Origin of the sequence: Rhizobium binae (assembly GCF_017357225.1) — a bacterium.
Classification (GTDB): Bacteria; Pseudomonadota; Alphaproteobacteria; order Rhizobiales; family Rhizobiaceae; genus Rhizobium; species Rhizobium binae.
Window position 1 is genome coordinate 23,872 of the sequence record NZ_CP071605.1, and the last position, 20,152, is coordinate 44,023.

At 59.7% G+C, this 20,152-nt stretch carries 20 protein-coding genes and 1 pseudogene; 16 read left to right on the plus strand and 5 right to left on the minus strand.

What is annotated here, in order from left to right; translation table 11 throughout:
• Nucleotides 1–32: 32 nt before the first annotated feature.
• Together doeA and doeB are read left to right on the plus strand one after the other, a co-directional pair.
• Entirely contained in the window at nucleotides 33–1,214 is a 1,182-nt protein-coding gene (gene doeA, locus J2J99_RS22090; protein ID WP_168301889.1) for an ectoine hydrolase DoeA, read from the plus strand.
• 7 nt (nucleotides 1,215–1,221) lie between these two features.
• Complete coding sequence (doeB, locus tag J2J99_RS22095) at nucleotides 1,222–2,229, plus strand: N(2)-acetyl-L-2,4-diaminobutanoate deacetylase DoeB (protein WP_168301890.1); 1,008 nt, start codon at nucleotides 1,222–1,224, stop codon at nucleotides 2,227–2,229.
• 46 nt (nucleotides 2,230–2,275) lie between these two features.
• Here doeB and J2J99_RS22100 read toward each other — a convergent pair whose 3' ends face one another.
• Together J2J99_RS22100 and J2J99_RS22105 are read right to left on the minus strand one after the other, a co-directional pair.
• Complete coding sequence (locus tag J2J99_RS22100; protein ID WP_168301891.1) at nucleotides 2,276–4,093, minus strand: methyl-accepting chemotaxis protein; 1,818 nt, start codon at nucleotides 4,091–4,093, stop codon at nucleotides 2,276–2,278.
• A gap of 141 nt (nucleotides 4,094–4,234) precedes the next feature.
• Entirely contained in the window at nucleotides 4,235–4,531 is a 297-nt protein-coding gene (locus J2J99_RS22105; RefSeq protein WP_168301892.1) for an ArsR/SmtB family transcription factor, read from the minus strand.
• 333 nt (nucleotides 4,532–4,864) lie between these two features.
• Between J2J99_RS22105 and J2J99_RS22110 the strand changes: the two genes are divergently transcribed.
• The 4 genes from J2J99_RS22110 to J2J99_RS22125 are packed head-to-tail and all read left to right on the plus strand — an operon-like array spanning nucleotide 4,865 to nucleotide 10,577.
• The gene (locus J2J99_RS22110) at nucleotides 4,865–6,172 is read left to right on the plus strand and encodes an NAD(P)/FAD-dependent oxidoreductase (RefSeq protein WP_168301893.1); all 1,308 of its coding nucleotides are present in this window, start codon (nucleotides 4,865–4,867) and stop codon (nucleotides 6,170–6,172) included.
• A gap of 31 nt (nucleotides 6,173–6,203) precedes the next feature.
• A complete protein-coding gene (locus J2J99_RS22115) occupies nucleotides 6,204–6,404 on the plus strand; it encodes a YgaP family membrane protein (RefSeq protein WP_168301894.1) in 201 nt (66 codons plus the stop codon).
• Nucleotides 6,405–6,417: 13 nt separating this feature from the next.
• The gene (locus J2J99_RS22120) at nucleotides 6,418–7,380 is read left to right on the plus strand and encodes an efflux RND transporter periplasmic adaptor subunit (protein WP_168301895.1); all 963 of its coding nucleotides are present in this window, start codon (nucleotides 6,418–6,420) and stop codon (nucleotides 7,378–7,380) included.
• Nucleotides 7,377–10,577 carry an efflux RND transporter permease subunit gene (locus J2J99_RS22125; protein ID WP_168301896.1) on the plus strand — a complete coding sequence of 1,067 codons (3,201 nt, stop codon included), beginning with the start codon at nucleotides 7,377–7,379 and terminating at the stop codon, nucleotides 10,575–10,577. Before J2J99_RS22120 ends, J2J99_RS22125 begins: the two co-directional genes overlap by 4 nt.
• Before the next feature lie 77 nt (nucleotides 10,578–10,654).
• On the opposite strand, the pseudogene J2J99_RS34080 reads toward J2J99_RS22125, so the two are convergent.
• Nucleotides 10,655–11,009: pseudogene (locus J2J99_RS34080) on the minus strand (EF-hand domain-containing protein); the annotation flags it as partial.
• Nucleotides 11,010–11,173: 164 nt separating this feature from the next.
• Here J2J99_RS34080 and J2J99_RS22135 point away from each other — a divergent pair.
• Nucleotides 11,174–11,821, plus strand: a complete 648-nt coding sequence (locus J2J99_RS22135; protein WP_168301908.1) for a TetR/AcrR family transcriptional regulator — start codon at nucleotides 11,174–11,176, stop codon at nucleotides 11,819–11,821.
• Between the two features lie 298 nt (nucleotides 11,822–12,119).
• Here J2J99_RS22135 and J2J99_RS22140 read toward each other — a convergent pair whose 3' ends face one another.
• Nucleotides 12,120–12,434, minus strand: coding sequence for a hypothetical protein (locus J2J99_RS22140; protein WP_168301898.1), 315 nt, complete (start codon nucleotides 12,432–12,434; stop codon nucleotides 12,120–12,122).
• On the opposite strand from J2J99_RS22140, the gene J2J99_RS22145 reads away from it, so the two are divergent.
• From J2J99_RS22145 to J2J99_RS22185, 9 genes are all read left to right on the plus strand, one after another.
• Nucleotides 12,433–13,272 carry a transporter substrate-binding protein gene (locus J2J99_RS22145; protein WP_168301899.1) on the plus strand — a complete coding sequence of 280 codons (840 nt, stop codon included), beginning with the start codon at nucleotides 12,433–12,435 and terminating at the stop codon, nucleotides 13,270–13,272. The genes J2J99_RS22140 and J2J99_RS22145 overlap by 2 nt on opposite strands.
• 163 nt (nucleotides 13,273–13,435) lie before the next feature.
• A complete protein-coding gene (locus J2J99_RS22150) occupies nucleotides 13,436–14,098 on the plus strand; it encodes an amino acid ABC transporter permease (RefSeq protein ID WP_168301909.1) in 663 nt (220 codons plus the stop codon).
• A gap of 5 nt (nucleotides 14,099–14,103) precedes the next feature.
• A complete protein-coding gene (locus J2J99_RS22155; RefSeq protein ID WP_168301900.1) occupies nucleotides 14,104–14,763 on the plus strand; it encodes an amino acid ABC transporter permease in 660 nt (219 codons plus the stop codon).
• A 12-nt stretch (nucleotides 14,764–14,775) separates the two neighbouring features.
• Complete coding sequence (locus J2J99_RS22160; RefSeq protein WP_168301901.1) at nucleotides 14,776–15,546, plus strand: amino acid ABC transporter ATP-binding protein; 771 nt, start codon at nucleotides 14,776–14,778, stop codon at nucleotides 15,544–15,546.
• Nucleotides 15,547–15,739: 193 nt separating this feature from the next.
• Complete coding sequence (locus J2J99_RS22165; protein WP_168301902.1) at nucleotides 15,740–16,489, plus strand: GntR family transcriptional regulator; 750 nt, start codon at nucleotides 15,740–15,742, stop codon at nucleotides 16,487–16,489.
• A 4-nt stretch (nucleotides 16,490–16,493) separates the two neighbouring features.
• A complete protein-coding gene (locus J2J99_RS22170; protein WP_168301903.1) occupies nucleotides 16,494–17,279 on the plus strand; it encodes a transporter substrate-binding domain-containing protein in 786 nt (261 codons plus the stop codon).
• A gap of 79 nt (nucleotides 17,280–17,358) precedes the next feature.
• Nucleotides 17,359–18,030 carry an amino acid ABC transporter permease gene (locus J2J99_RS22175; protein ID WP_168301904.1) on the plus strand — a complete coding sequence of 224 codons (672 nt, stop codon included), beginning with the start codon at nucleotides 17,359–17,361 and terminating at the stop codon, nucleotides 18,028–18,030.
• Nucleotides 18,027–18,686: an amino acid ABC transporter permease gene (locus J2J99_RS22180; protein ID WP_168301905.1), complete on the plus strand. Its 660-nt coding sequence runs from the start codon at nucleotides 18,027–18,029 to the stop codon at nucleotides 18,684–18,686. The genes J2J99_RS22175 and J2J99_RS22180 overlap by 4 nt, the downstream gene beginning before the upstream one ends.
• A complete protein-coding gene (locus tag J2J99_RS22185; protein ID WP_168301906.1) occupies nucleotides 18,664–19,389 on the plus strand; it encodes an amino acid ABC transporter ATP-binding protein in 726 nt (241 codons plus the stop codon). Before J2J99_RS22180 ends, J2J99_RS22185 begins: the two co-directional genes overlap by 23 nt.
• A gap of 69 nt (nucleotides 19,390–19,458) precedes the next feature.
• On the opposite strand, the gene J2J99_RS22190 is transcribed toward J2J99_RS22185, so the two are convergent.
• Nucleotides 19,459–19,944 (minus strand): cupin, encoded by a 486-nt coding sequence (locus J2J99_RS22190; protein WP_168301907.1) that lies wholly within the window; start codon nucleotides 19,942–19,944, stop codon nucleotides 19,459–19,461.
• Nucleotides 19,945–20,152: the final 208 nt, after the last annotated feature.

Sequence of the window (20,152 nt, forward strand, 5' to 3'; positions counted from 1 at the left end):
CCGGCGTGGCGCCGGAGAAGAAGGGAAGAGACATGACGCAACCCCATCTGAAGTTTTCGCTCGGCGAATATGCCGCGCGGCTGGAAAAGACACGGCGTGCCATGGAAGCGAATGGCGTCGACCTGCTTATTGTCAGCGACCCGTCGAATATGGCCTGGCTGACCGGCTATGACGGCTGGTCCTTCTACGTGCATCAGGCGGTGATCGTGCCGCCGCAGGGCGAACCGATCTGGTTCGGCCGCGGCCAGGACGCCAACGGCGCCAAGCTCACCGCCTATCTCAGCCACGATAACATCGTCGGCTATCCCGATCATTACGTGCAATCGACCGAACGCCATCCGATGGACTATCTCTCCGGCATCCTGACGGAGCGCGGCTTCGGCAAGCTGACGATCGGCGTCGAGATGGACAATTACTGGTTCTCGGCGGCCGCCTTCGCCGCGTTGCAAAAGCATCTGCCGAACGCGCACTTCGTTGATGCAACCGCCCTCGTCAACTGGCAGCGCGCGGTCAAGAGCGAAACCGAAATCCAATACATGCGCAATGCCGCCCGCATCGTCGAGGCGATGCATGCCCGCATCTTCGACAAGATAGAAGTCGGCATGCGCAAGTGCGATCTCGTCGCCGAAATTTACGATGCCGGCACCCGTGGCGTCGACGGCATCGGCGGCGACTATCCGGCGATCGTGCCGCTGCTGCCGTCGGGTGTCGAAGCATCCGCGCCGCATCTGACCTGGGACGACCGGCCGTTGAAGAAGGGCGAGGGCACCTTCTTCGAAATCGCCGGCTGCTACAATCGCTATCACCTGCCATTGTCGCGTACCGTCTTCCTCGGCAAGCCGACGCAGGCTTTCCTAGATGCCGAAAAAGCGACGCTGGAGGGCATGGAGGCCGGTCTTGCTGTTGCCAGGCCCGGCAACACCTGCGAGGATATCGCCAACGCCTTCTTCGCGGTCCTGAAGAAATACGGCATCGTCAAGGACAACCGCACGGGCTATCCGATCGGCCTTTCCTATCCGCCGGATTGGGGCGAACGCACCATGAGCCTGCGGCCAGGCGACCGGACGGAATTGAAGCCCGGCATGACCTTCCATTTCATGACCGGTCTCTGGTTGGAGGACATGGGGTTCGAGACGACCGAGAGCATCCTCATCACCGAGAGCGGTGTCGAGTGCCTGGCCAATGTGCCGCGCAAGCTGATGGTCAAGGATTGATGCTATCATGACAGAGACCCGTTTGCCGCCGTCGCCGATCAGCGCGACGGTCGATTTCACCGCCGAGGGCGTTCAGCACGGTTTCCTCAGGCTGCCTTACAGTCGCGACGATTCCGCCTGGGGCTCGGTGATGATCCCGATTACGGTCGTCAGAAACGGCAAAGGGCCGACCGCCCTTCTGACTGGCGGCAATCACGGCGACGAATACGAAGGTCCGATCGCGCTTTTCGACCTCGCCTGCTGCCTGCAGGCCGAGGCGGTGAGCGGCGCCGTCATCATCATCCCGGCCATGAATTATCCTGCGTTCCTGGCAGGGACTAGGACGTCGCCGATCGACAGAGGCAATATGAACCGCAGCTTTCCCGGCCGTCCGGACGGGACGGTGACCGAGAAGATTGCGGACTATTTCCAGCGCGTGCTTCTGCCGATGGCGGATCTTGTTCTCGATTTCCATTCTGGCGGCAGGACACTCGATTTTCTGCCTTTCTGTGCGGCGCATATTCTGCCGGATAGAAGGCAGGAGGCGCAGGCGTTCGAATATGTGGCCGCATTCGGCGCGCCTTATTCGATGAAGATGCTGGAGATCGATGCGGTTGGCATGTACGACACCGCAGCCGAGGAAATGGGCAAGATCTTTGTCACCACGGAGCTCGGAGGCGGCGGGACCGCTACAGCCAGGAGCGCGGCGATTGCCAAACACGGTGTGATCAACGTGCTGCGGCATGCGGGGATCGTTGCCGGCGCCGTCGAGCCAGGTCCAACGACGTGGCTCGACATGCCGGACGACCGCTGTTTTTCTTTCGCGGACGAGGGTGGATTGATCGAACCAGCCATCGATCTGGGTGAAGAGGTCACTAAGAATGCCGTCCTTGCCCGCATCTATTCGACAGGACGAACGGGTGAGCCGCCGCGCGAGATCCGCGCCGCCATGGACGGCATTCTCTGCGCCCGGCATTTTCCGGGGCTGGTCAAACCGGGCGACTGCGTTGCGGTCTTGGCGATCGTGACCAACTAAGGGATGGAGCAAGCAGCGGCGAGCGGCGTTTCGTCCGCGATGCGACTCAGGCGGCCTTGTATGATCTCGAGCCGGCGGTAGCCGCACCAGTCTGAAAGCGGCTGACAACGCCTTCCAGCGTCTGCGTCTGACCGCCGAGGGCGCGGCAGGCAGAGACAGTTTCCGCAGCCATGGCGGCATTTTGCTGCGTGACTTCGTCGAGCGTGCTGACGGAGGCGTCGATCTCGCCGATCGCCGTTGCCTGCTCGGAGGATAAGGACGCGATGCGGGCGATCAGGCCAGAAACCTGTTCGACCTGACCTTCGATCTCCAAAAGTGCCTTCCCGGTGCGGTTGACGAGTTCCACCCCGGTGGATACTTGGGTCGAGGAGGTGGAAATCACCGTCCTGATCTCCTTCGCTGCATTGGCCGAGCGCAAGGCGAGTTCACGCACTTCCTGGGCGACGACGGCAAAACCCTTGCCGGCCTCGCCGGCGCGTGCGGCTTCGACGCCGGCATTCAGCGCCAGAAGATTGGTCTGGAAGGCGATTTCATCAATCACGTTGACGATTTCTCCGATCTGGGCCGACGAGCCTTCGATCCTTCCCATAGCGGTGATCGCATCGCGGACGATGGCGGCGGAATGTTCGGCGCTGCTGCGGGTCTCGGCCATAAGTCCGGTTGCGAGGCCGGCATGATGGGAAGCGTCCTTGGCTTTGGTGTTCATCTCCTTGAGCGCGGCAGTCGCCTCTTCAAGCATTGCGGCCTGCTGCTCAGTGCGGGAGGCGAGACTGTCGGCCGCAACGGTGATGCCCGTGGAGGAGCTGCCGACCTGCCTGGAAGTGTGGGCGATTTCGGCCATTGAGGCGGAAAGCGCGTTCATGCTGTCATTGAATTTCGCGCGCAACGCCTCGTAGGCCGCGGCAAAGGGTGTCGTGATCCGGCAATCCAGATTGCCGTGCGACAACTGGTCCAAACCATATGACAGCTGATCGATAACCGTATCCCGTGTCTGCTGCTCGGCGGCTTTTTCGGCCATCTGGCCGCGTTCTCGTGCGATTTCGGCATCACGACGTGCCGTTTCGCGCGTCTGTGCGTCTTGTCGCTCCAGCGCGTTAAGGCGGAACACCGCAACGGCCTTCGACATCGCGCCGATCTCGTCGGAGCGGTTGGCGTAGGGAACCTCCGATGAAAAATCGCCTTCGGCGAGGCCGCCCATATAGGCCTTCATGCCCGCCAGCGGCACGATGGCCCGGCGGCGCAGAAGATAAAGCCCAGCCAGCAGCAGGGCGAAGGAACCGATACCTGCGGCGCCCGCATATATCGTCCAGGTGACGATTTCCGAAGCCGCGTTGGTCTCCTGGCCCTTTAGGAAGGCGTCCGAATTTGCGACAAGCTTTTCAACTGCGTCCTGATGTGCATGGAAGGCGGCGCGCAGTTGCTCGATCGCACCATGCGCCTTGTTTTCGTCATTGGCGTTCAGGGCAGGGATGATCGCGCGGTTCATCACCTGCCAAAATGCGTCGCCTTTGGCGAGCACATCGTTCTCAAGCTCGTCCTTTAGAGCCTGCGGCAGTTGCGTCGATTTCCAATAGGCGCGCCGGTCGTCGTAAGCGGTTTTGAGATTTGCGATCTTGGCAAGATTGATCTCGGTCAGTTCGGGAAATTTACTGGCCTCGAAAGACAGCATGTAGGATTCGACCACGAACAGCGGCGGCGGCAGGATATCTGCAATCAGATCCTTGCCGTAAACCACCTGCTCATAAACCGGGCCGTTGACCTTCAGCCGTTCGAGCGCCGATTGCTGCAAGCCGATCGACATGAAAATACCGGTCGAAACGGCTACGCCGAAGACCACCAAACTGCGGGCAATAGTAAATGCCAAGGCTGTCTCCAAATAAATTGTGGCACCGTTTCTTTGGGGCGCCTGATTTACGTGGGTCATTATTTCGCAAGATCACTGAAAATATAGTTAATTCTTTGAGCGTCGAGCGCTGGCCCGGTATTGTGCCAGACGGTTGCAGACTCACTGACAGAAGCGGCGGTAGAGCACCTTCATGATTTCGATGACCGTCGGATCCCGAATGAAGTAATAGAGCGTCCGGTGCTCGCGACGGAAATCGACGATACCTTCCTTCTTCAGTTTCGCCAGATGCTGCGACATCGAAGTTTGCGGAATATCCGTCGCGTCGATCAGGGCCGTGACGTGTCGTTCTCCCTCAAGCAACTGGCAGAGCACGAGCAACCGATGCTCATTGGCCAAGCCGCTGAGAAAGTTGGCGGCATCGCCGGCCTTCTTTTCCATTGCCTGGGCGATTTCCATCTTATCCTCTTTACGTTTCATATTTTTATGATATCAAGATATTATAAAGTGAGAATTTGATCAATGACATGACCCGTGCCTGACGCAAATAGCACAGCACGCACGGGGTTGAACCACAAATGCGCACGTCGATCCCCGACCGTCATTGTTCGGCACGCGGCAAGCCGCCCCGACAGTGACTGGTGACGGCGACCGAGAGCATCGCCGTGCCCGACGCGCTTTGCGTGCCAAAGTTGGGGTGAGACCCGCCGGACAAAGCTCATCGAGATTGATCGACGTCAAGGGGTGGCCGGGCGCGCTGCGATACGCTTAAGAAACGGGATGGAGGAAGCCATGGCACATGTGGTCGTCTTGGGGGCAGGATTGGGTGGAACGATTGCAGCTTTTCAGCTGCGAGATCAGCTTGGTGCGGAGCACGAGGTTTCGGTCGTTGGGAAAGGCGAAACGTTCAGCTTCGTCCCGTCCAACCCATGGGTGGCCGTTGGCTGGCGTGACCGATCTTCAGTCGAGGTTAACCTCAGGCCGGTGTTCCAGAGCCGGCATATCGGCTTTCATTCGCAGGGGGCAGCGCGTCTGCATCCTTGCGAACGTCGGATTGAGCTGACCGATGGCACCTCGCTTTCCTATGACTACCTCGTTATCGCGACCGGTCCCGAGCTTGCGTTTGACGAGATAGAGGGGACGGGTCCGACTGCCGTCAGTCATTCGATCTGCCGGATCGACCACGCACTTCAGACGAAGGCAGCTGTTCAGAAATTGATCAGCAATCCCGGTCCCGTGGTGGTGGGCGCTGTTCAGGGCGCTTCCTGTTTCGGTCCGGCCTACGAATTCGCCTTTATTCTGGAAAAGGCGTTGCGAGACGCCAAGGTTCGCGATCGCGTACCGATGGCCTTCGTGACTTCCGAGCCCTACATTGGCCATCTCGGCGTTGACGGCGTGGGCGATACGAAAGGACTTCTCGAAAGCCAGCTGCGTCAGAACCACATCAAGTGGCTCTGCAATGCACGCGTGGACAAGGTTGCGGGCGGCTTGGTTCACGTCTCGGAATTTGCTGAAGACGGCGTCGTGAAGCGCACGCATGAACTGCCGAGCAGCTTTACGATGCTGCTGCCGGCTTTCCGCGGCGTCGCGGCGATATCGGGAATAGCCGGCCTCACCAATCCACGCGGCTTCGTCCTTATCGATAAGCACCAGCGCAATCCGGCTTTTCCGGAAATCTTCGCCGTCGGGGTCTGCGTCGCAATTCCGCCGCTGGCCACGACGGTTGTGCCCGTCGGCGTACCAAAGACCGGTTTCATGATCGAATCGATGGTTACCGCGACGGTACGAAACATCAAACGGCTGGTGAATAACGAAGCGCCCGACGCCCAAGCCACTTGGAACGCCGTCTGTCTTGCCGACTTCGGCGATTCCGGCGTCGCCTTCGTAGCCCAACCGCAGATCCCGCCGCGCAATGTCAACTGGTCGGCGAGTGGCGCCTGGGTTCATGCTGCGAAGGTTGGCTTCGAGAAGTACTACCTGCACAAGATGCGCACCGGCAAAGCCGAACCCATTTACGAGCGACTGGCTCTCCAGGCGCTCGGAATAGAGAAGCTCAAGGAAATCAAGATTGAAGACCCCGGTGCAACTGCGGCCCAATAGCGGGGGCAGTGCCGTTAAAGGAGTTTAGGAAATGACATTGGATCGATCGGTTCTCGCCTTCGCGGGTTTCATGGTGCTGCTGTCAGTGGCGCTGACTGTATGGGTATCGGGTTATTTCGTTTGGCTGACCGTCTTCGTCGGCGCCAACCTGCTTCAATCGGCCTATACCGGTTTCTGTCCGGCCGCAAAGCTCTTCCGGATGTTGGGCGTCAAATCAGGCCCGGCCTTCTAAGAAAGCGGTTTCCATGCGTCTGATTTTTCTGTTGACCGGGCTCACGCTTGCTGGATCGGCCGCTGCCGAAACCCTGAAGCTGCAACCGATCAGCATCACGGAGTGGAAGGCTGTCTACGGCAGCATCGAGGCGCGCAATACAGTGGCCGCACGCGCCCGCATCGGCGGCACGATCATCGAGCTCGATGTCACTGAAGGCGAAAGTGTAAAGGCAGGACAGAAAATCGCCGTCGTCCGTGACGAAAAACTTGCCTTTCAGATTGCCGCGCTTGACGCTCAGATCAACGCACTGCAATCGCAATTGACGACCGCACAGGCCGATCTCGCCCGCGCTGAGACGCTGGTCTCAAGGGGCGCGGTAACAGTCCAGCAATCCGATGCATTGCGCACGCAGGTCGCGGTCACTCGAAACCAAATTACCGCGACGCAAGCGCAACGCGCAGTCATCGTCCAGCAGCAGTCCGAAGGCGAGGTTGATGCTCCGACCGACGGCAAGGTGTTGACGGTACCGACTACGAAGGGTGCGGTCATCATGGCTGGCGAGACTGTCTCAACCGTCGGAGGCGGCGGCCTGTTCCTCCGTCTCGCCATTCCGGAGCGCCACGCCGCCTTTCTGAAGCAGGATGCGACGATTAGGATCAGCGTCAACGGCAGGCAATCATCCGGCAAGCTGGTGAAGATCTATCCCGAGATCGACAATGGCCGCGTGATCGCCGATGTCGAGGCAGACCAACTCGAAACCTCCTTTGTCGAGGCCCGTGTTCTCGTGGAGGTTCCCGTCGGCGAAAGGTCGGTGCTGCTGGTGCCTGTGAATGCGCTCATCACGCATTCCGGGTTGGATTTCGTGAAGGTTGCCGAGGGAGCGGCTGTGGTTGAACGGACGGTAATCACTGGGGAACATATCGACAGACCCGGGGGCCGCTTCATTGAAATCCTGACCGGACTTGCCGCCGGCGACGAGGTTGTCCTCCCATGACAGAGGCTAGTCACGGCCTTGACATTGCGGGGCGCTTCACCCGTGCCTTCATCACTTCGCCCTTGACGCCCTTGCTCTTGCTGGCGGCCCTGGCCTTCGGGCTCATCGCTCTTTTCACGCTGCCGAGGGAGGAGGAGCCGCAAATTTCGGTTCCGATGGTCGACATTCATGTGAAGGGTGATGGATTAAAGGCCGAGGACGCCGCCAAGTTGATCACGGAGCCGCTCGAGACCATCGTCAAGAGTATAGACGGGGTCGAACATGTCTACTCCCAGACATATGACGATAAAGTTCTTGTCACCGCCCGCTTCGTCGTTGGGACCTCGTCCGATTCCGCTGTCTTGCGGGTCGACGAGAAGGTCCAGGCGAATATGGGCAGGATCCCGGTCGGCGTTCCCGCGCCGCTTATCGTCGGCCGTGGCATTGATGACGTTGCTATCCTGACGCTGACCTTGACCCCGACGCATGATGGGGCAGGGCATGTGACGGGCGGGGAACTGACGCGCGTCGCGCGTGAACTGAGAACCAGCTTGGCGAAGGTCGACAATGTTGGCCTGACCTACCTTGTCGGGGAGACGGACGAGGTTCTGCGCGTCGCACCGGATCCAGCCAAGCTTGCTCTCTACGGCATTACCCTGCAGCAATTGGCCGCCAAGGTGTCCGGCGCAAACCGGGCCTTTCCGGTGGGGGAGGTTCGCGACAAGGGCGAACAGATCGGTCTCGTCGCCGGTGAAACGTTGAGAGCGGCCTCGGACATCGGCAATTTGCTCCTGACGTCGCGCGACGGACGCCCTGTCTATGTCCGGGACGTGGCGAACATTGGCCTCACCGCCGATTCACAGGAGACGATCTCCGCAAGTCTGGTGCACGCAGACAAAGGCGTGGTGCGACTTCCGTCGATCACGATCGCCATCGCCAAGCGACCGGGCTCGAACGCCGTCGTCGTCGCGCAATCGGTGCTGGCGCGCGTCGATGCGCTGAAGGGAACGCTCATCCCCAATGACATGAGCGTCGATGTCACACGCAATTACGGCGAAACGGCCAACGACAAAGCCAATGAGCTGCTGCTTCATCTCGGCCTTGCAACCGTCTCGATCATCGTCCTTGTCGGCTTTTCGATCGGCTGGCGCGAGGCGGCGGTTGTCGCCGTCGTCATTCCGGTGACGATCCTGCTGACGCTCTTCGCCTCGAAGCTCATGGGCTACACGCTTAACCGCGTTTCGCTGTTCGCATTGATATTCTCCATCGGCATTCTGGTGGATGACGCGATCGTCGTTATCGAAAATATCGCCCGTCACTGGAGCATGGAGGACGACCGTAGCCGACGGGAGGCTGCTATCGAAGCAGTCGCGGAAGTGGGAAATCCGACGATCATCGCCACATTGACGGTGGTCACCGCTCTGCTTCCTATGCTCTTCGTCTCCGGTATGATGGGACCCTATATGAGCCCCATCCCGGCGAACGCCTCCGCCGCCATGATCTTCTCCTTTTTCATAGCCGTTACGGTGACCCCCTGGCTGATGCTGCGGACTGCCGGCCGCGGCAAAGGGCATTCGGGGCAGTCACAAGCGCAAGGCGGTGTGGTCGGCAGCATTTACAGGCTGGCGGCGCGCCCATTGCTCGCATCGAAGGCATCGAGCTGGATATTCCTGGTCGTGGTCGGTCTCCTGACCCTCGGCTCGCTCGCGCTCTTTTATACGGAGAATGTGACGGTCAAGCTTCTGCCATTCGATAACAAGTCCGAACTGTCGGTGATGGTCGACCTGCCCGAAGGATCCTCGGTCGAACAGACTGACGCGGCGGCACAATCCATTGCGCGAATGGTAATGCAGTTTCCCGAGGTGAGGTCGGCGCAGACCTATGCGGGCACTGCAGCACCCTTCAATTTCAACGGGCTCGTGCGGCACTACTATCTGCGGGCGAGTGCCGAACGGGGGGAGGTCGCCATCGAACTGCTCGCGAAGGGCGAACGGTCCCGTAGCAGCCATGAGATGGCCGTGGCAATTCGTCGCCGCTTAGATGAGCTCCCAGTCCCGCCGGGAACCAGCCTGAAGGTTGTCGAGCCCCCGCCCGGGCCACCGGTGATCGCGACGCTGCTTGCCGAAATTTACGGTCCGGATGGCGATACACGCAGGCGCACGGCAGAAGAGGTGGAGGCGGCATTCCGTGCCGTGCCGTTCATCGTCGACACCGACAATACATACGGACATCCGGCGCGGCGCGTGCGGGCCACGATCTCGACCGATGCGGCAGAATTCTTTCATGTGGAAGAGAGCGACGTGTTCGATACCCTGGCAATTCTCAATGACGGTGAGACGGTGGGTTATTCACACAGAGGCGGCGGGCGGCAACCGATTCCGATCCGGTTGGAATTGCCGAAGAGTGACCGCGTGCTGAACGAACGCTTCCTGACCACGCCCATTCCGGCAAATGTTCTTCCAGGAGATCGCAGTGTCGTCGAATTGGGCGACGTCGTTCACGTCGCCGAGGAGCAGGCGTCATTTCCCATTTTCCGTCACAATGGACGCGCTGCCGAAATGATCACAGGCGAACTCGCCGGCGCATATGAAGCTCCGCTCTACGGTATGCTTGCCGTCCGTGACGCACTTGGTGGTCAGGACTGGTCCACCCTTTCCAAGCCACGCATCGCGTTACATGGTCAGCCGGATGACGAAAGCATCTCGACCCTTCTCTGGGATGGCGAATGGGAAGTGACGTGGGTGACTTTCCGCGACATGGGGGCGGCCTTCATCGCCGCCCTCCTTGGCATATACATTCTCGTCGTCGCTCAGTTTGGATCGTTCAAGCTGCCGCTGGTCATCCTGACGCCGATTCCGCTGACCTTCATCGGCATCCTCGGTGGGCACTGGCTGTTCGGCGCACCGTTCTCGGCAACCTCGATGATCGGATTCATCGCGCTTGCGGGCATTATCGTCCGCAATTCGATCCTGCTGGTGGATTTCATTCGTCATAATGCGGCGCCGAACCGGCCGCTCAGCGAGATCCTGATTAAGGCCGGAGCGGTGCGTTCGAAGCCGATATTGTTGACAGCCCTTGCAGCGATGATCGGAGCAATCGTCATCCTCACCGATCCGATTTTCCAGGGCCTCGCGATTTCGCTCTTGTTCGGTCTCGCGTCATCGACCTTGCTGACAGTTCTCGTCATTCCGGCAATCTACCGCGTTTTAAGGACGTAGGGGACAAGGGGGCCGCGCGTTGTCCGTAACGGATTGTCGACGTGTCTCAGGCAAATTTCATCAGCATTTCATTCGACGAACAGCGCTCGGGCATGTTCCTCCGTGACATCGGACGGCAGGGCCGCGACAAGTTCGGCCTTACTGACATAGCCGTCGCCGTCGGTATCCAATTGGGAGACATTTATGCCTTCGCCGCCATCCCGCTCCCCGCCGGAGGTGGATTAGACTAATCTGCGAAGCGGTTCATCGACATGGTCATCAGCTGGGACAAGAGCTTGTCGGCGCTGCTGGTCGAGTATTCGTCGGACTGCTGGGTGGTTGTTGATTTTATTGCTGAAACCGTATTACACGAAAGATGTCCTCGGATGCGGACGTCGAGCTCCTGCTAAAAGAATAGGAAGAGATTGATGTTGCAGCAGAAATGGTCTTCACAAGCGCTCCATCGCTAGGGGCGGGGATGCAACGCATTGCAGAACTTATGAGTTCTATAAATCGAAATCGCTAATGCTGCAACCGAAGAAATATCCCACAGAAATCGTAGTGCGTTTTCTCAGGTCGTCGGCATGCGCTTCGGCAGGGCGGCTTAGACGATCATGATGAAAGCTATCGATGAGCCCGCGGAAGAGCCGCGCAAACGCGGCCGGCCGAAAGTCTCTACCGACGAAGACAAGCGCGTGCAGATCGTCGAAGCAGCCCGCCGGGTTTTTGTGAAATACGGATATGCCGGAAGCACGACCGCGGTCGTCGCCTCCGAAGCGGGCGTTTCCAAACAGACGCTCTATCGCCTGTTTGAGAGCAAGGAAGAGCTGTTCGCCGCCGTTGTCGCTGCGCATCGGCGGCTGATGCTTGATCTGCCGCGGCCCGCCGAAGATTGTTCGATCGCCGAAAGCCTTGCACGGATCTTCATGCTCGACATGGACGAGGACAGAGATGCGGACCGTGCCGGTTTCCTCCAGCTCGTCTTCCGTGAAGCAGCACAGTTTCCTGAACTTGTCGAGATCCTGCAACGGGAAGGTATGCTTGCCAGCCGACAGGAGCTGGCCGACTGGCTGAGCGATCGCCGGGCCGAAGGCCGGCTCACCCTGGACGATCCGCTGAGCGGCGCCCGGATGCTGATGGATATGATCTTCGGAGGCATGGGACCGCCGGAGGGCCGTGCCCAGGCTTGGCCCGATCGGGCCGCGCTGCTTGCCCATCTTCGCCGCTCAATCGCAATCTTTGCCGCCGGCATCGGCGCCGCCTGAGCGAACCAGAGACATTTCTGACTCTTGGCTTCCAATTCACCGTCGGGCAAATTATAGAACTTCCCTGTCGGATCCTGACAAAGTCGACGATCTGATCAAGCGCTTCACCGCCATGTACGACATGGCCAACGGCACCGGCACCGCGTCGACCGCGCTTTCAATTCTGACCGGTTCAGCGGCGATCAGCGCCAATACGCTGCGAGCAGTGGCGCAATTGAAAAGCGGGTAAGTGATCCAACTCTGTTCCTGAGGCCGTCTACCGCCATCCAACGTCGTTCTGCAGACGCCACTCCCGGAACTAGCCGGGAAAACTTCCTGTAGGAAAGTCCTCCAGAAGCCGCTGGGCGACCTCTTTGGCTTCCGCAAAATCGCCGCGCCCTTTGCTTCGACTATCTTGAGCAAGCCGAGCGGTCAGAACGCAACCAGTGGTTCGCCCGGAACCAATCGAAAATGCTGCGCCGCCAAAAGAATCACCGCGCGCACGGCTGCGCGTTTTTTCGGCATGACCCATTGACAATTCATCCTTGATGGCACTTGATACATTATTCCAGTAAAACAGACATGATTCTATTATATTGGAATAATAGGAAAGCATCCATAAGGGGAACGCCATGACCATTTCCTTTCGCACCGGTGTGATATCGCTGGTCGCCGCCGCTTTGTTGTCCTCGCCTGTGCTCGCCGAGGGCAGCAAGCTCGATGAAGTGCTGGCCCGCGGCCATCTCGTACTTGGCACGGGCAGCACCAATGCGCCCTGGCACTTCAAGAGCGCGGACGACAAGTTTCAGGGCTTCGACGTAGACATGGGCCATATCATCGCCAAGGCCCTGTTCGGCGATCCGGAGAAGATCGAATATGTCAACCAGTCGTCGGACGCCCGCATCCCGAACATCACCACCGATAAGGTCGACATCACCTGCCAGTTCATGACCGTTACGGGCGAACGCGCCCAGCAGGTCGCCTTCACCATTCCATATTATCGTGAGGGCGTCGGCCTGATGCTCAAGGCAGATGGAAAATATGCTGATTATGCCGCCCTGAAGGCTGCCGGCTCCTCGGTCACTATCTCGGTTCTCCAGAACGTATACGCCGAAGCTATGGTGCACGCCGCATTGCCGGAGGCGACCGTCGACCAGTATGAATCCGTCGACCTGATCTATCAGGCGCTGGAGTCGGGGCGTGCCGATGCCGCCGCCACGGACCAGTCGTCGCTCGCTTGGTACATGACGCAGAACCAGGGCCGCTACAAGGACGCCGGCTACGGCTGGAATCCGCAGACCTATGCCTGCGCCGTCAAGCGCGGCGATCAGGATTGGCTGAACTTCGTCAACACCGCTCTTCACGAAGCGATGACGGGTGTCGAATTCGACTTTTACGCCAAATCCTACAAGACCTGGTTCGGCAAGGATCTGGCGCCACCGCAGATCGGCTTCCCCGTCGAATTCAAGTGACCGTCGATGCGGGGCGGGAGTTCGCTCCCGCTCCGCTAGAACAGGATGATCTTGGTCTAGGTCGGGCTAAGATCTCAGTCCGCTTCTGAATCGAATGATTGGAGATGACGTCGTCGGGCCCGCTCACAGGCTCGGCGGCATGCTCTGGTCTGAAAGGGCCCGCATGGGTTATACGCTGAATTTCGCGGCCGTCTGGCGCAATTTCGACTTTCTCTTAAGCGGACTTGCGCTCAGCCTCGGCCTTGCAGTGATCTCGATCCTGATCGGGGCCGCGATCGGTCTTGTCGTGGCCTTTGCGCTGACATCCAGGAGCCGCTTCGCACGCGTGCCGGCGCGGGTCTATGTCACCGTCATTCGCAACCTGCCGATACTCGTGCTGGTGCTTTTCGCCTTTTTCGCGCTGCCGCAGATGGGCTTGCGCCTCGACAAGATAAAAAGCTTCGTGCTGGTTCTCTCCCTCTATTCCGGCGCCTATCTGGCTGAAGTGTTCCGTGCCGGCCTGCTGTCGATCCCGAGAGGACTGACCGAAGCGGGCCTCGCCATCGGCCTGACCGGGATGCAGATCCGCAGTTCCATCATTGCACCGCTAATGCTGCGCAACGTGCTGCCGTCGCTCTCCTCGACGATCATCTCGCTCTTCAAGGACACCTCGCTCGCCGCCGCCATCGCCGTGCCTGAACTGACCTTTGCCGCCCGCAAGATCAATGTCGAAAGCTTCCGCGTCATAGAAACCTGGATGGTCACATCAGCCCTCTACGTCGCGACCTGTTTCCTCATCGCCGCCCTGATGCGCCTCGTCGAGCGCCGTCTGGCACTGCCGAGATAGTCCCGATGTCCCACACTTTTCTCGAACAACTCTGGATCGCCCGCCACGTCATCATGAACGGCATCGCCATGACGGTATCGATCTCGCTGCTGGCCATTCTCGCTGGCTCCGTCCTCGGCGTTTTCGTCGGCCTGGCGCTCGTCTATGGCGGCATGATTTTACGCCTGATCGTGCGCGCTTATACGGATATCGTCCGCGGCACGCCGGTGCTCGTGCTGGTGCTGGCAAGCTACTACGTTTCCGCAGCAGTCGGTCTCGACCTTGGGCCGTTCTCCGCCGGCGTGCTCGCCCTTGCCATCTTCTGCTCCTCCCATGTCGGCGAGATCGTGCGCGGCGCGCTTCAGGCGATCCCGAAGGGGCAAACGGAGGCCGCCAAGGCGATCGGCCTGACCTTTATCCAGACCTTTACCTCGGTGCTGTGGCCGCAGGCCATGCGCCAGTGCCTGCCGGCCTGGGTGAATACAGCGGCCGAAATGGTGAAGGCTTCAACGCTGCTCTCGGTCATCGGCGTCGCGGAGCTTCTCCTGCGCACACAGGAGATCATTTCCCGCAATTTCATGAGCCTCCAGTTCTATTTTCTGGCCGGTGGTCTCTATTTCATCGTCAACTACGGCATCGAGCACTTCGGCAAATATGTCGAGCGCAAGACCGCCCTGCCGTCCTGAGGAGACTTCCCGATGGCCAAGACCATTCTCGACATCAAGGGTCTGCGCAAGACTTACGGTATCCACGAGGTTCTCAAAGGTGTCGATTGCGCTGTGCAGGAAGGCGAGGTCATCTCGATCATCGGCTCGTCCGGTTCCGGCAAGACCACCCTGCTGCGCTGCGTCAACATGCTCGAGGAATTCCAGGGCGGCACGATCCGCCTCGACGGCGAAGAGATCGGCTACCGCGTCGACGGTGCGACACGGCGCCGCAAGAGCGAAAAGGAGATTGCCCGCCAGCGCGCGTTGACCGGCATGGCCTTCCAGCAGTTCAATCTCTTTCCGCATTTGAGTGCCGCCGAAAACGTCATGCTCGGCCTTATCAAGGTGAAGAAGATGACGAAGCCCGAGGCCCGCATCATCGCTGAAAAATGGCTCGACCGCGTCGGCCTCGCCGCCCGCATCAACCATTATCCCGGTCAGCTCTCCGGCGGCCAGCAGCAGCGCGTCGCTATCGCCCGCGCCATCGCCATGTCGCCGCGGCTGATGCTGTTCGACGAGGTGACCTCGGCGCTCGACCCCGAACTGGTGGGCGAGGTGCTGCAGGTGATCAAGGGGCTTGCTGCCGACGGCATGACCATGCTGCTCGTCACCCATGAAATGCGTTTCGCGTACGAGGTTTCGTCCCGCGTCATCTTCATGAACCAGGGCGTCATCTGCGAGGAGGGCGATCCGAAGGAAATGTTCGTGCGTCCGAAGACCGAACGGCTGGCGGAATTCCTTAAAACCTCGAGCTTCAACTAAGACGGCGCAAGGTGCGCGGCGTCGTCGGGCGCCGGCGCCGCTGGTAGAATCGGAAAACCAGAGATCGATATCGGCGATCGCTGAAATTACGTTCAGTCTGCATCCCCGGCAGGCATATTTTGCGCAAAGCATCCGTGTCATGCGGAATATCCTGAGCACGGGATTTTGGCATGCGCTTTGCTTTCTGTCTTGTATGCAAGATAGCCACACATCCGAGACCAACCAGAAATCCATCGAAGCAACGATCGTCTCCGGCATTCTGTCTGCCAGAATTCGGCCGGGTACGCGGCTTGGCGAAAATCAGCTGGCTGCGCTCTTCGATGTGTCCCGAACCCGCGTCCGTGAAGCCATGATGCGCCTGGAGACCCGCGGCATCGTGCATGTCAGCCCCCGGCGGGGCTGGTTTGTCGTCGAGCCGTCCGCTGAAGATGCGATCGCGGTTTACGAAGCGCGGCGTATCGTAGAGGCTGGCTTGCTGCGCAGCATGCGCGTTCTGACGGAGGAGGGCCGCAAGGCTCTCGAGGCGCATCTGAACGAGGAAAGAAATGCAATGGCGGCCGGCGACCGCCAACGACTGACCTATCTGATGGGTGATTTCCATATCCGCATCGCGGAACTGAGCGGGAACGCCATCATCGTCGATATCCTGCGCGACCTGACCGCAAGGACCATCCTCATCTCGATTCTCTATCAGTCCGAATTTCATGCGGCGCAATCCCACGAGGGGCACTGCCGCATTTTCGAGGCCATGCAGGCAGGCGACTTCGCCAAGGCTGCGACGCTCGCCGTCGAACATCTTGATGAAGTCGAAATGGGCCTCGACCTCACGGCGCGCCCGGATCCGCTTTCGGATCTGCGCAATTCCCTGTCGCTGCCGCCCAAAGCCGCGTCCGCCGTCTCCCGACAGTCAGACCTAAAAACCGCAACCTCAAAGGAGCAATGAACACATGCTGACAAGACGAGTCTTTTTCGCAATCGTGACCCTGGCAGCGACCTTCGGCTTCAACGCGCCGTCACACGCCGATGCCCTCGCCGATATCACGGCGCGCGGGACGCTACGCGTCGCTGTCCCACAGGATTTCCCGCCCTTTGGCAGCGTCGGCACCGACATGGCGCCGATGGGCTATGATATCGACATGGCCAATCTCATTGCCGAAAAGCTGGGCGTCAAAGCCGAGCTGGTGCCGGTCACGAGTGCCAACCGCATCCCCTATCTGCAGACGAACAAGGTCGATCTCGTCATATCAAGCCTCGGCAAGAATCCGGAGCGCGAAAAGGTGATTGATTTCTCGGTCGCCTACGCGCCCTTCTTCAACGGCGTGTTCGGACCGGCCGATCTTGCGGTCGCCAAGGCGGAAGATCTCGCGGGCAAGAGCATCGGTGTCACGCGCGGCGCCGTCGAGGATCTCGAGCTGACGAAGATCGCGCCTACCGATGCCACGATCAAGCGTTACGAGGACAATAACGGCACCATCTCGGCATTCCTGTCCGGCCAGGTCGACATCATTGCCACCGGCAACGTCGTGGCGGCTGCGATCCTCGCCAAGAATCCTCCCAAGCGCCCTGAGCTGAAGTTCCTCATCAAAAACTCGCCCTGCTATATCGGCCTCAACAAGGAACAGTCCGCCCTGCTGGAGAAGGTGAACGGCATTATCGCCGCCGCCAAGACCGACGGCACGTTGAACGCGATATCGCAGAAGTGGCTCGGCGCCGATCTGCCGTCCGACCTGTGAACAAACCTGGGTCTTGTGCATGTCTCCTGCGCGCGCCGCGGGATGACATGCGCTCCGCCACCGCAAAAGGGGAGATTCCTTGAGCTACCATTTCGAATTCGGCTGGCTGCTTCAATATTACCCTGACATCATCAAGGGCATCCTGATCACCTTGGAGCTTATCGCGGTCGGCGGGGTGCTCGGTATTTCGCTCGGCATTTTCTGCGCCTGGGTACGGGCACTCGGGCCGGCCTCGCTGAAGCCGGTCGTCGCGGCCTATGTCGAGCTGATCCGCAACACGCCTTTCCTGATCCAGCTTTTTTTCATCTTTTTCGGTCTGCCGTCGCTCGGGCTCCACCTCTCCGAACTGACGGCGGCCAACCTTGCAATGGTCGTCAACCTCGGCGCCTATAGTTGCGAGATTATCCGTGCCGGTATTCAGGCAACGCCGAAGGGCCAGTTCGAGGCGGGCGAGAGCCTTGCCATGACCCGCTTCGAGACCTTCCGGCACGTGGTTCTCGTGCCTTCGCTGCAGCGCATTTGGCCGGCGCTGTCGTCGCAAGTCGTCATCGTCATGCTCGGCTCATCGGTCGTGTCGCAGATCGCCGCCGAGGATCTGACCTTCGCCGCAAACTTCATCCAGTCGCGAACCTTCCGCGCCTTCGAGGCCTACATCGCCTCGACGGCCATCTATCTCGCGCTGGCGATCCTGCTCCGGCAGGTACTGGCTGTCATCGGCGGTTTGATTTTTCCAAGGAGAGCGGCGCGATGATAGAGTTCACCCTTTGGGATATACTGCGCAACCTGCTGCTCGCCACTCGCTGGACGATCCTTCTTTCGCTCGTCTCCTTCATCGGCGGCGGCGCTGTCGGGCTGGGGTTGCTGTTCCTGCGCATCAGCAAGAACAAGGCGTTCAGGACCTTCGCGAAATATTATATCGAGCTCTTCCAGGGCACGCCGCTGCTGATGCAGCTCTTCATCGCTTTTTTCGGTCTCGGTCTTTTCGGCATCGATGTGCCGGCCTGGCTTGCCGCGGGCATGGCGCTCATCCTGTGGACCGCAGCCTTTCTCGCCGAAATATGGCGAGGCTGCGTCGAGTCGGTCGCCAGAGGTCAATGGGAAGCCTCCGCCAGCCTTGGCATGGGGCGGTTGCAGCAGATGCGCTACGTCATCCTCCCGCAGGCGCTGAGGGTGGCCATACCGCCCACGGTCGGCTTTTCCGTCCAGATCATCAAGGGAACGGCGCTCACCTCGATCATCGGTTTCGTCGAATTGTCGAAAGCCGGCACCGTGGTCACCAACGCTACTTTCCAGCCCTTTACCGTCTATGGGCTCGTCGCCCTTATCTACTTCGCCCTTTGCTGGCCCTTGTCAAAAAGCAGCCAGATCCTGGAGAGGAAGCTCAATGTCGCTCATCGAAATCACTGAAGTCCGCAAAAGTTTTGGCGCCACCGAGGTGCTGAAAGGCATCAATCTCGATGTAGAGCCGGGGGAAGTCATCGCCATTATCGGCAAGAGCGGTTCGGGCAAATCGACCCTGCTTCGCTGCATCAACGGCCTGGAGACCATTACCAGCGGTTCCATCTCCGTGGCCGGTGCGCAACTCCTCGACGACGAGGTGCATCTGAAGGCGCTGCGTCTCAAGGTCGGCATGATCTTTCAGCAATTCAACCTTTTCCCGCACTTGAGCGCCGGCGGCAATGTCATGCTGTCGCAAACCGTGGTCAAGAAGACCCCGAAGGCCGAGGCAGAAGCCGTCGCCCGCAAGATGCTGGAGCGGGTGGGGCTGGGTCACAAGTTCGACGCCTATCCGGACGAACTCTCGGGCGGCCAGCAACAGCGAGTCGCCATCGCCCGCGCGCTTGCCATGCAGCCGACTGCGCTTCTCTGCGACGAGATTACCTCGGCGCTCGATCCGGAACTGGTCGCCGAAGTTCTGGCCGTCGTACGCGAGCTTGCCGCCGAGGGAATGACTCTCCTGATGGTCACGCATGAGATGAAGTTTGCCCGCGACGTCTGCAGCCGCGTCGTCTTCATGCATCAGGGCAGGGTCCACGAAGCAGGCCGGCCGGAGGATGTCTTCGCCAATCCGCAAACTGCCGAGCTCAGGCAGTTCTTAGGTGTCGGCTAGGGGCGTCGCGGGTGAAACGAACGTAAGGCTTTTCGAACGGCCGTGTGGCCGCAGATCACGTGCGAACGGCTATTGCCATGTCTTGGTGAGAAATCCCAACGGCCCTTCAACGGGGTCGCTGTGGGGGAGGGGTACTGACGCGATTTTTGCCAGCATTTCGTTCGATGCAGCCGAAGTCTGAATATCGGCATGCTGTCCCTTGGGATAAGCGCCGACGACTTGGAAGTCCGACGTGCAGCCGAGATTTTGGTGCCCTGTCCCGGCTGGAAGCACCAAACAGTCCCCCGCCGTGACCTTGATTGCCTGACCGCTGGGACCGCCGATCAGAAGTCTGGCGCTGCCACGCGCCACGCCAAGCACCTCATGTGCGCCGGCATGGTAGTGCTGGTAATCGAAGACACCGTTTGTCCAGATGCCTGTCCAACTGTTTTCTGCGAAGCGACCTTCAAAATCAAAAGGCCCGTCGCCAAAAAGCCCTTTGTAGAGCAAAACAGGAAGGCGCTGATTGTTGGGGACCCAGTCGCTTGGCTCGAAAATGGTCGTTTCGACGTGCATGTTGGATGCCTAAGGTTATCGTCGATTACCGGGTGCGAGGGGCGGAGCCGTTGAAGCTGTTCAACCTTTCGGAGGCGCTCGTCACCGAAGTCACCCGCGCTGGCGGCTTCAAAAAACTAAACTTTGGTGTCTGTCAAAGGTTCCTCGACGCGTCGTCGCTACGGGGAGGATGCTGGGCACGCGGGAGGAAGCCGCCTCATTCTTCGGC